9 protein-coding genes are annotated in these 10,056 nt (G+C 72.3%); 2 read left to right on the forward strand and 7 right to left on the reverse strand.

All coding sequences use genetic code 11. From position 1 onward, the window contains the following. Nucleotides 1-133: 133 nt before the first annotated feature. From tesB to ACTIR_RS0109390, 5 genes are all read right to left on the reverse strand, one after another. Nucleotides 134-1,036, reverse strand: coding sequence for an acyl-CoA thioesterase II (gene tesB, locus ACTIR_RS0109370; protein ID WP_026454067.1), 903 nt, complete (start codon nucleotides 1,034-1,036; stop codon nucleotides 134-136). A 58-nt stretch (nucleotides 1,037-1,094) separates the two neighbouring features. Then, nucleotides 1,095-2,519 carry a pyruvate kinase gene (gene pyk / locus ACTIR_RS0109375; RefSeq protein ID WP_026454068.1) on the reverse strand — a complete coding sequence of 475 codons (1,425 nt, stop codon included), beginning with the start codon at nucleotides 2,517-2,519 and terminating at the stop codon, nucleotides 1,095-1,097. 140 nt (nucleotides 2,520-2,659) lie between these two features. After that, the gene (locus tag ACTIR_RS0109380; protein WP_026454069.1) at nucleotides 2,660-3,322 is read right to left on the reverse strand and encodes a DUF2461 domain-containing protein; all 663 of its coding nucleotides are present in this window, start codon (nucleotides 3,320-3,322) and stop codon (nucleotides 2,660-2,662) included. A 30-nt stretch (nucleotides 3,323-3,352) separates the two neighbouring features. Beyond that, nucleotides 3,353-4,894 (reverse strand): SLC13 family permease, encoded by a 1,542-nt coding sequence (locus ACTIR_RS0109385; RefSeq protein ID WP_026454070.1) that lies wholly within the window; start codon nucleotides 4,892-4,894, stop codon nucleotides 3,353-3,355. Between the two features lie 166 nt (nucleotides 4,895-5,060). Continuing rightward, nucleotides 5,061-6,086 carry a 6-phosphofructokinase gene (locus ACTIR_RS0109390; protein WP_026454071.1) on the reverse strand — a complete coding sequence of 342 codons (1,026 nt, stop codon included), beginning with the start codon at nucleotides 6,084-6,086 and terminating at the stop codon, nucleotides 5,061-5,063. A gap of 254 nt (nucleotides 6,087-6,340) precedes the next feature. Between ACTIR_RS0109390 and ACTIR_RS0109395 the strand changes: the two genes are divergently transcribed. Then, the gene (locus ACTIR_RS0109395; RefSeq protein ID WP_026454072.1) at nucleotides 6,341-7,465 is read left to right on the forward strand and encodes a 3-deoxy-7-phosphoheptulonate synthase; all 1,125 of its coding nucleotides are present in this window, start codon (nucleotides 6,341-6,343) and stop codon (nucleotides 7,463-7,465) included. 136 nt (nucleotides 7,466-7,601) lie between these two features. Here ACTIR_RS0109395 and ACTIR_RS0109400 read toward each other — a convergent pair whose 3' ends face one another. Both ACTIR_RS0109400 and ACTIR_RS0109405 read right to left on the reverse strand, forming a co-directional pair. Continuing rightward, the gene (locus ACTIR_RS0109400) at nucleotides 7,602-8,117 is read right to left on the reverse strand and encodes a polyadenylate-specific 3'-exoribonuclease AS (RefSeq protein ID WP_007025685.1); all 516 of its coding nucleotides are present in this window, start codon (nucleotides 8,115-8,117) and stop codon (nucleotides 7,602-7,604) included. A 43-nt stretch (nucleotides 8,118-8,160) separates the two neighbouring features. Continuing rightward, nucleotides 8,161-8,922: a lysophospholipid acyltransferase family protein gene (locus ACTIR_RS0109405; protein WP_026454073.1), complete on the reverse strand. Its 762-nt coding sequence runs from the start codon at nucleotides 8,920-8,922 to the stop codon at nucleotides 8,161-8,163. A gap of 459 nt (nucleotides 8,923-9,381) precedes the next feature. On the opposite strand from ACTIR_RS0109405, the gene ACTIR_RS0109410 reads away from it, so the two are divergent. Then, complete coding sequence (locus ACTIR_RS0109410) at nucleotides 9,382-9,972, forward strand: hypothetical protein (RefSeq protein WP_026454074.1); 591 nt, start codon at nucleotides 9,382-9,384, stop codon at nucleotides 9,970-9,972. The last annotated feature ends 84 nt before the right edge of the window (nucleotides 9,973-10,056 follow it).

The following is a 10,056-nucleotide window of genomic DNA, read 5'->3' on the forward strand; positions in this document are numbered from 1 at the left end:
GCGGCCGGCCGCACACCTCGCCGGCTGACCCGCACCGCGTCGGTGGTGCGTCGAGCGGGTCACCGACGCGCGTGCCCGGCGGACCCCTCCCGCTTCCGGACCGGAGGGGTCGGCCGCGGGGGCGTCCCGGTCCTCACAGGACGCGGATCAGGCCCTCCTGCACGACCGTCGCGATGTGCGCACCGTCCCGGGCGAACAGACGTCCGGTGGCCAGCCCCCGTCCACCCGAGGCGGTGGGTGAGGTGCTGTCGTAGAGGAACCACTCGTCGGCCCGGAACGGGCGGTGGAACCACAGCGCGTGGTCCAGGCTCGCGCCGAGCACCTTGTCGAGGTCCCAGTACACGCCGTGCCGGGCCAGTACCGAGTCGAGCAGCGTCATGTCGGAGGCGTAGGCCAGCACGCAGACGTGCAGCAGCCGGTCGTCGGGCAGCGTGCCGTCGGCCCGCATCCACACCCGGTTGCGCTCCGGGGGCTCGCCGGTCGTCCGGGTCACCCACGGCGGGTCGTGCACGTAACGGAGGTCGATCGGCCGGGGCAGCGCGCGCAGCCCGAGCCCCTCGTAACCCTCCGCGCGCTGCGGCAGCGTCGGGAGCGACTCGGGATCGGGGACGTCCGGCATCGGCTCGCCGTGCTCGACACCGGACTCGGTGATCTGGAAGGACGCGGACAGCGAGAAGATCGCCTTGCCGTGTTGGACCGCCACCACCCGGCGCGTGGTGAACGAGCGACCGTCCCGGATCCGGTCCACTTCGTACACGATCGGGACCTCGGGATCACCCGGGCGGATGAAGTAGGCGTGCAGGGAGTGGACCCCGCGATCCTCCGGCACCGTCCGCCCCGCCGCGACCAGGGCCTGTCCGGCGACCTGGCCACCGAACACGCGGGTCGGCGAGTGTGCCGGGCTCACCCCCCGGTAGATGTTCTCCTCGATCCGTTCGAGGTCCAGCAGGGCGATCAGCCGGTCCAGCACCTCCTGCCCGCCCGTTCCGCCGTCGGTGTCCAACCCTGTGGCGGCCTGCCGTGCCAGCTCAGTCATGACACCGATTCAACACCGTCGCGGCGCCGCGGCCCGGCACCCCGTCCCGCCGACACGCTCACGCGTGGTCCTCCTCACCGAGCCGGTGGACCCGGATCAGGTTGGTGGAACCGACCGTGCCGGGGGGCGATCCCGCCACGATGACCACGTTGTCCCCCGGCGAATACCGGCCGGTGTCCAGCATCGCGTGGTCGACCTGCTGGATCATGCGGTCGGTGGAGTCCACCGGCGACACGATCCGCGCCGTGGTGCCCCAGGTGAGGGCCAGCTGCGAGCGCACGCTCTCCAGCGGGGTGAACGCGAGCAACGGCAGGCGCGTGTGCAGTCGGGCGAGCCTGCGCACGGTGTCGCCGGACTGGGTGAAGGCGACCAGTGCCTTCGCGTTCAGCCGTTCCCCGATGTCCCGGGCGGCGTAGGAGATGACCCCGCGCTTGGTGCGCGGGACGTGGCTCAGCGGCGGGACCGCGGGCATGTCGGCCTCCACGGCCTCGACGATCTTGCTCATCGTCTCCACGGTCTCGACCGGGTAGCGGCCGACGCTCGTCTCCCCCGAGAGCATGACCGCGTCGGTGCCGTCCAGCACGGCGTTGGCCACGTCGGACGCCTCGGCGCGGGTGGGCCGCGAGTTGCCGATCATCGAGTCGAGCATCTGGGTGGCCACGATCACCGGCTTGGCGTTCTCCCGGGCGATCTGGATCGCCCGCTTCTGCACCAGCGGCACCTGCTCCAGCGGCAGCTCCACACCGAGGTCCCCGCGGGCGACCATCAGCCCGTCGAAGGCGAGCACGACCGCCTCCAGGTTGTAGACCGCCTCGGGTTTCTCCAGCTTGGCGATGACGGGCACCCGCCCCCGGCCGACCCGGTCCATCACCTGGTGCACCGAGTCGATGTCGGCGGGGGAACGCACGAACGACAGCGCCACGAAATCCACGCCCAGTTCGAGGGCGAACTCCAGGTCCTCGACGTCCTTGTCGGACAGGGCGGGGACCGACACGTCCATGCCCGGCAGCGACACGCCCTTGTGGTTGCTGACGGGGCCGCCCTCGACGACCTCGCAGATCACGTCGGCGCCCTCCACGCGCTCGACGACGAGGGCCACCTTGCCGTCGTCCACCAGCAGCCGGTCGCCGGGCTTCGCGTCCCGGGCCAGCCCCTTGTAGGTGGTCGAGACGCGCTCGTGGGTCCCGGCGATGTCGTCCACGGTGATGCGCACCTTGTCGCCGGCGCGCCAGTCGACGGGGCCGCCCGCGAACTCACCCAGCCGGATCTTGGGGCCCTGCAGGTCGGCGAGGATCCCGACCGCGCGCCCGGACTCCCGCGCCGCCGTCCGGATGAGGTCGTAGACCTGCTTGTGGTCGGTGTGGGTTCCGTGGCTGAAGTTCATCCGGGCCACGTCCATCCCCGAATCGACGAGCGCCCGGACCTTGTCCGCCGTCGCCGTCGCCGGGCCGAGGGTGCATACGATCTTCGCTCGTCTGCTCACACCCGAAAAGCCTAGCCGGTCGGCGCGCCCACGTCTGTACCGATCCCGTATCCGTCGTGCCGCGTATGTCACCGCCACGCGACCGGGGCACGCCGGACGGTCACCGGTGCCGCGTCGCCGGCAGTGAGCACCGGCGGGGATCAGCGGCGGGGCAGCTCGCTCGCGCCGACGTGCGCGGCCGCCCAGTCGTTGATCGGACGCAGGGTGCGCCAGGCCGTGCGCACCCGGTCCAGGCAGGTGCGCTCGTGCAGGGCGTCGTCGGGGGGCCAGGTGAACAGCGCGTACAGCGTGCGATGCCGCAGCAGCTCGATCCGGGGATGGTCGGCGGCGAACCCGCGGGGGCGGGTCCGCAGCCGGTCCCCGCGGATCTCGAAACCGGCGTCGCGCAGCTCCGCGACCAGGTCGGCCAGCTCCGCGCCGTGCACGTCGGTGTCGACGGCCCGGCGGAACCGGGCGAGCTGGTCCGGAGCCAGGTGGAAGCAGCCGCCGCCGACGCGCAGCCCCGCCGGGCCGACCTCGACGTAGAACGCGCCACCGCCCCGGCCCCGTTCGACGACCGCTGCGCAGTGCGTCTTGTACGGGCTCTTGTCCCGGGCGAAGCGCACGTCCCGGTACGGGCGGAACACCTTGCCCTCGCCGAAGTCGCCGAACTCCTCCAGCAGCTCCGCCAGCAGCGCCTCCATCGGCGCCCGGACGTCGGTGGTGTAGGTGGGCAGGTGCTCCTGCCAGTAGGCCTTCGAGTTGTCCACCACGAGCCCGTCGAAAAAGTCGATCGCGTACTCGCCGAAACCGGTGAACGCCATGCGCCCACGCTACGTCGGCCCGGTCCGGGCTCAGTAGGCGAGGCCGAGGACCCACGCGCCGAGGGTGTACGCGGCGAGGGTGATCAGCACCAGCCCCAGCACGTTGAGCAGCACCCCACCCCGGATCATCTGCCCGATGCGGACGTGGCCGGACCCGAAGACGATGGCGTTCGGCGGGGTCGCGACCGGCAGCATGAACGCGCAGGTCGCGGCCATCGCGGCGGGCACGGCGAGCACCATCGGCCCGTGGCCGAGCCCCACGGCGACCCCACCGAGGATCGGCAGGAACGCCGCGGCCGTGGCGGTGTTGCTGGTCAGCTCGGTCAGGATCAGCACGAGCAGGGCCGCCGCGGCGGCCAGCAGGATCAACGGCAGCACGGACAGCCCGCCGACCTGCTCACCGATCCACTCGCTCAGGCCGGTGTCGGTGAACCGGGTGGACAGGCTCAGTCCACCCCCGAACAGCAGCAGGATGCCCCAGGGCAGGGTCTTGGCCGTGTCCCAGTCGAGGGTGCGGACCCCGGCGCGCGCGTCCACGGGCAGCAGGAACAGCACCACGGCCGCGGTCATCGCGATGCCCGCGTCGGAGACGTTGCCCAGCCAGGGGACCGCCCCGGCGACCGCGTCGACGTCGGCCAGCGCCGGGATGACGATCCAGGACACGGCCGCGAGCACGAACACGGCCAGCGCGTTGCGTTCGCCCCGGCTCATCCGTCCCATCTCCCGCAACTGGCCGCGGATCAGCTCGCGGCCGCCGGGCAGGGAGCTCAGGCGCGGCCGGAACACCACCCGGGTCAGGACCAGCCAGGCGAGCACGAGGAACACCGCCGACACGGGCAGCCCGAACAGCATCCACTCCCCGAACGTCAGGGTGATGTCGAAGTTCTCCTCCAGGTAGCCGACCAGCAGGGTGTTCGGCGGCGTACCGATGATCGTGGACAGCGAGCCGATCGAGGCCGCGTAGGCGATGCCGAGCATGAGCGCCGTGGCGAAGTTGGCATCGCCCTCGCCGTCGCCCAGCTGGGAGACCAGCCCGAGCACCGACACCCCGATCGGCAGCATCATCACCGCGGTGGCCGTGTTGCTGACCCACATGCTGATGAACGCCGTGGCGAGCATGAACCCCGCGACCAGCCGCACCGGTCCGGTCCCCACGGCCAGCACGGTGCGCAACGCGATCCGCCGGTGCAGGTTCCAGCGCTGCATCGCCAGGGCGATCAGGAACCCGCCCATGAACAGGAAGATGATGTCGTCGGCGTACGGGGCCGCGACCTCGCCGATCTCCCCGACGCCGAGGAAGGGGAACAGCACGAGCGGCAACAGGGCCGTCACCGCCAGCGGCAACGCCTCGGTCACCCACCACACGGCCATGAGCACCGCCACGGCGGCGGTCACCCGGCCGTCCGGGGACAGGCTCGTCGGCAACAGCAGGTAGGTGAGCACGGCCAGCACGGGGCCGAGCACGATCCCGGTCCACTGTCTGCGCACCCCGGAGGTCTCCCCGCCGCCGGTGTCGGTGCCGCCCGCACCCCGCGTCTCGCCCCTGGCCTCGCCCCGGACGGATTCCGCCATCACGCACCTCCACGCCGAGTGTGCGCAACCTAGCGCATCGGCGTCGGTCGATCACACCGACGAGTGAGGGAGAAATGGTCGCGCCCTCCCTCCGCCGGCCGGCCCGGAACGCCGGCGGGGTTCGCCGCGTCCGGGGCCGGCCGGGGAAGGGAGGTCGGGGGAATCGTCAGCCGAAGAAGACCTCGGCCTCGGCGTAGCGCTCCGGCGGTACGGTCTTCAGCTCGGCGGTGGCCTCCGCCAGCTTCACCCGGACGATGTCGGTGCCGCGCAGGGCCACCATCACGCCCGAATCCCCGTCGGCGACGGCGTCCACCGCGTGGAGTCCGAACCGCGTGGCCAGCACCCGGTCGTAGGCGGTCGGGGTGCCGCCGCGCTGGGTGTGGCCCAGCACGACCGCGCGGGACTCCTTGCCGGTGCGGTGGGCGATCTCGTCGGCCAGCCAGTTGCCCACCCCGCCGAGCCGGACGTGCCCGAAGGCGTCCGTCTCACCGGTCTGCAGCACCTCGGCCCCGCCCTCCGGCAACGCCCCCTCGGCGACGACGATGATCGGTGCGTACTCCCGCTCGAACCGACGCCGGACCCACTCGACGACCGTGTCGACGGAGAACGGGCGCTCCGGGACCAGGATGACGCTCGCGCCCCCGGCCAGGCCGGAGTGCAGCGCGATCCAGCCCGCGTGCCGGCCCATCACCTCCACCACCAGGGCACGGTGGTGCGACTCGGCGGTGGTGTGCAGGCGGTCGACGGCCTCGGTGGCGATGTGCACCGCGGTGTCGAAGCCGAAGGTGTAGTCGGTGGCGGCGAGATCGTTGTCGATGGTCTTCGGCACCCCGACGACCCGCACCCCGTCCGCGGTGAGCCGGTTCGCCACGCCGAGCGTGTCCTCGCCCCCGATCGCGATGATCGCGTCGATGCCCTTGTCGGCGACCACCGACCGGATCGCCTCGACGCCGCCCTCCTCCTTGTAGGGGTTGGTGCGGGACGAACCGAGGATGGTACCGCCCCGGGTGAGGATGCCCTCGACGTCGTCGCGGGTCAGCCACCGTCCCTCCCCCGTGATGGCCCCGCGCCAGCCGCTGCGGAAACCGAAGATCTCCCAACCGTGCGTCTCGACGCCCTTCAGCACCACCGCGCGGATCACCGCGTTGAGCCCCGGGCAGTCGCCCCCACCGGTCAGCACGCCGACTCGCATCACCACGACACCTCTCCGGTTGTCCTACGTCACATTTTCCGGTCGCCAGCCTATCCCGGTGGGGTCTTGATCGGTGCAGCGGACCACCGGCCTGGTAGAGTTCGGTCCGTGCAGCGCTTCGCTTTCTGGTTTAGCGGGCCGGCCCGGGGTGGGCCGGTCGGCGACCGCGTGCGCTGACCACCGACCATTCCGAGCCGGACGACGACAAGCCGGCTCGGCGGTCACGGTCGGGGCGGCTTGTGGAAAGGAAGCCCATGACCCCCACGGCCGAACCGGACCGCCCCGCGACCGCGGTGGACGCATCCGACCACACCGACCCGGTGCACACGCTGGACGACCAGCGCATCACGGGTGTCAGCCCGTTACTCTCCCCCGCCCTGCTGCGTCAGGAACACCCGGTGGACCCCGGGGTCGCCAAGACGGTCGCCCAGGGCAGGCGGGACGTCGTCGACATCCTCGACGGCCGGGACGACCGGTTGCTGGTCGTCGTCGGCCCGTGTTCGGTGCACGATCCGGCCGCCGCCCTGGACTACGCGCGCAGGCTGGCCGCGCACGCCGCGACCGTGGCCGACGAACTGCACGTCGTGATGCGGGTGTACTTCGAGAAGCCGCGGACGACGTTGGGCTGGAAGGGACTGGTCAACGACCCGGACCTGGACGGCAGCTACGACGTCAACAAGGGGCTCCGGGCGGCGCGCAGGCTGCTGCTGGACATCTCCGCGCTGGGCCTGCCCGTCGGGACCGAGTTCCTCGACCCGATCACCCCGCAGTTCCTCTCCGACACCGTGACCTGGGGATCCATCGGCGCGCGCACCGCGGCCAGCCAGGTGCACCGGCAACTGTGCAGCGCCCTGTCCATGCCGGTGGGGATCAAGAACTCGACCGACGGCGACGTGCAGGTCGCCGTGGACGCCACCAGGGCGGCCGCGGCGAGCCACGTGTTCGCCGGGGTCAACGCCGACGGCCTCGCCGCGCTGCTGACGACGTCCGGCAACCGGGACTGCCACGTCATCCTGCGCGGGGGCTCGGCGGGACCGAACCACGACCCGGACACCGTCGCCGACACCCGCACCCGGCTGCGCGCCTCCGGCCTGCCCGAACGGGTGCTCGTGGACGCCAGCCACGGCAACAGCGGCAAGGACCACCACCGGCAGGCCGATGTGGTGCGCGAGCTCGCCGCCCGCGTCGGCACGGGCGAACCCGGTGTGGCCGGCGTGATGCTGGAGAGCTTCCTGGAGGCCGGGCGGCAGGACCTCACCCTCGGCCACGCGGACGATCTGACCTACGGCCGCAGCATCACGGACGCGTGCCTGGACTGGCCCACCACGGCCACCCTCCTGGACGAGCTCGCCGACGCCGTCCGCGCCCGGCGCCGCTGACGGCCCCACCGGACGGTGCCGTGAAGGACCCCTTCCCTGCGCCGGGTGCCGTGAAGGGGTCCTTCCCTGCGCCGGGTGCCGTGAAGGGGTCCTTCACGGCGGCACAGGCAGGGAAAAGGTCCTTCACGGCACACCTCTACCGGGTGGGGAAGGCGCGACGGCGGGTGAGGTCCTGGCGGACCTGTTCGAGGACGCGCCAGCGTTCGAGGTTGTGGCGGGCGTCGGCCAGGGCGTCGTGGGCGTCGTCGGGTGCGCCCGGCAGCCGGGGCCTGCCGAGGTCCTCCCACCGTTGCCGCAGGTCGCGGGTGAAGCGGGGCAGGACTCGCGGCATCGCCGGCATGGGCCCCCACAGCTGCGCGAGCACCACGTGGTCGTAGGCGGCCAGCCACGCCCACAGCTCGATCCCCTCCGCCGGCTCGCCGAAGAAGTCGAGCAGGTCGGCACGGATGCGCTCCCGCCCGCGCCACGCCCGGTCCCCGGGAGGGGGAAGCTTGGTCAGTACGTGCTCGCGCACCCACGGGCCCGCCTTGGCGGGGTCGAACTCCGTCGACACGGCGTAGAACTCGCGTCCCGTCTCGTCCACGACACCGATCGAGACCAGGTCGATCGTCACGCCGTCCTCGATGAACTCGGTGTCGTAGAAGAACCGCACGCGGGCACGGTACTCGACGGGCCACCGGCCCCGGGGAGGTGGATCAGCTCGCCTTCGACTCCGGGATCCGGGCGGCCTCGCCCGCGCCGCCCTGCGCGGGGACCGCGGGACGGGCCCCGGTCTGCCCGGCGGCCTGCAGCTCCTTGGCCTTCGCGGCGTAGACGTCGACGTACTCCTGACCCGACAGTTCCATCAGCGCGTACATGATCTCGTCGGTGATCGACCGTTCGATGAACCGGTCCCCGGACAGCCCCTCGTACCGGGAGAAGTCGAGCGGCGTGCCGAACCGGATCTCGATGCGGCGCGGCCACCACAGCCGCGAACCGATCGGGTTGACCTTCTCGGTGCCGACCATCGCGACGGGAACCACCGGGGCCCGGGATTCGAGGGCGATGCGTGCGACGCCGGTCTTGCCCTTGTAGAGCCTGCCGTCGGGCGACCGGGTGCCCTCCGGGTAGATCCCGAGCAGCCGTCCCTCCCGCACCAGCCGGACGGCGGTGTCGATCGCGGCCTGGGCCGCCGAACCACTGGAGCGGTCGATCGGGAACTGGCCGACCCCGGAGAAGAACCACTTCTTGAGCCTGCCCTTGAGGCCCGGCTCGGTGAAGTACTCCTGCTTGGCCGGGAAGGTCACCCGGCGGGAGACCCGCAGCGGCATGAAGAACGAGTCCGCGACCGCCAGATGGTTGCCCGCGAGGATGACCCCGCCCTCGTCCGGGATGTTCTCCACCCCGGTCACCTTGGCGGGCCACAACAGCCGCATCAGGGGCCCCGGCAGCACGTACTTCATGAACCAATACAGCACTGCGGGGTCCCTCCTCGGTGCGCACGACGAACGGCGGCGCCGGAGCCGCCGACCGGTCAGCTTACGAATCCTTGAGGAGACGGCACAACCACGGCACCCGGCGGCACCGGCCACGGCGATCGAGATCACAGCGTCCCGGCACACCGGTGTCGGCGTGGCCGCGGCGGCGAACCGGACCCGCGGTGTCCCCGGCGACGCCGGACGCCCCGGTCCCTCCCGCCATCACCCTCACGGTACCGCCTCGCGGGACCTCCCGTCCGTGCGAACATTGGGGGGACACAGCTCGACGGAAGGACGACCGGGCATGCCTGTGCTCTCCCCCGCCGCGCCGCTTCCCCGTACCGGTGGGCCCGGGACCGCGCTTGAGCGCGGCGCACACGTGGCAACCCCGGACCACGACGCGCGGATCCGCGGGCGCGTCGGGTACTCCGTGAACTCGGTCAGACAGGTGGGTGTCCGATGAACCCTACGTCAGGCGCGGACGGGCCGGAGGACGTCGACGCCACGTTCGAGAGGATCGTCGCGGACCTGCGGGCGGAGGGTCTCGGCGCGGACGCGGACGCGCTCGCCGACGATCCGGACGACGACCCCGGCCCCGGGGGGACGACCCGGGACCTCGACGGGGACGACGACGCTCCCGACGGGACCACCGGAGCGGGTCGTGGTGACCGGTCGGGTACCCCGCGCCGGGGTCCCTCCCGCCGGGCCGACGGGGGCGGAACGGTCCCCGGTGCGGGGTCGGGCTGGCGCGGGGCCGACACCGACTGGGACGACACGCTGTTCGGCGACGACCCCGCGGACGACGACGAACACTTCGTACCCCCGGAGCCGCCCCCTCTCCCCCGACCGCGCAAGGGCGCCTTCGTGGTGCTGCTGTTCTTCGTGGTCGGGATCCTCCTGCTCGCCGCTCCCGGCGTGTTCGGGCTCGGCGGTTCCCTCGGGTTGCCACTGGGATTGCTGGCGGTGGCCAGCGGGATCGCGCTGGCGCTGCTGCGTGTCCGTCAGGGCCCACCGGACGGCGCCGATCCCGACAACGGCGCCCAGGTCTGAGACGTCCGGGACCGCCGCACCGCCGGTTCACCGGGGGCGGGATTCACCGGGAGCGCAGTGCGTCGAGCACCCGCCACAGCGCCG

It is taken from the genome of Saccharomonospora iraqiensis subsp. iraqiensis, from assembly GCF_000430445.1.
In the GTDB taxonomy this organism is placed as follows: domain Bacteria; phylum Actinomycetota; class Actinomycetes; order Mycobacteriales; family Pseudonocardiaceae; genus Saccharomonospora; species Saccharomonospora iraqiensis.

Excerpts from the sequence above, each read along its gene's own strand:
- tesB (WP_026454067.1), bottom strand. The coding sequence starts at position 1,036 with ATGACTGAGCTGGCACGGCAGGCCGCCACAGGGTTGGACACCGACGGC.
- ACTIR_RS0109380 (WP_026454069.1), bottom strand. The coding sequence starts at position 3,322 with ATGGCGTTCACCGGTTTCGGCGAGTACGCGATCGACTTTTTCGACGGG.
- ACTIR_RS0109385 (WP_026454070.1), bottom strand. The coding sequence starts at position 4,894 with ATGGCGGAATCCGTCCGGGGCGAGGCCAGGGGCGAGACGCGGGGTGCG.
- ACTIR_RS0109390 (WP_026454071.1), bottom strand. The coding sequence starts at position 6,086 with ATGCGAGTCGGCGTGCTGACCGGTGGGGGCGACTGCCCGGGGCTCAAC.
- ACTIR_RS0109395 (WP_026454072.1), top strand. The coding sequence starts at position 6,341 with ATGACCCCCACGGCCGAACCGGACCGCCCCGCGACCGCGGTGGACGCA.
- ACTIR_RS0109410 (WP_026454074.1), top strand. The coding sequence starts at position 9,382 with ATGAACCCTACGTCAGGCGCGGACGGGCCGGAGGACGTCGACGCCACG.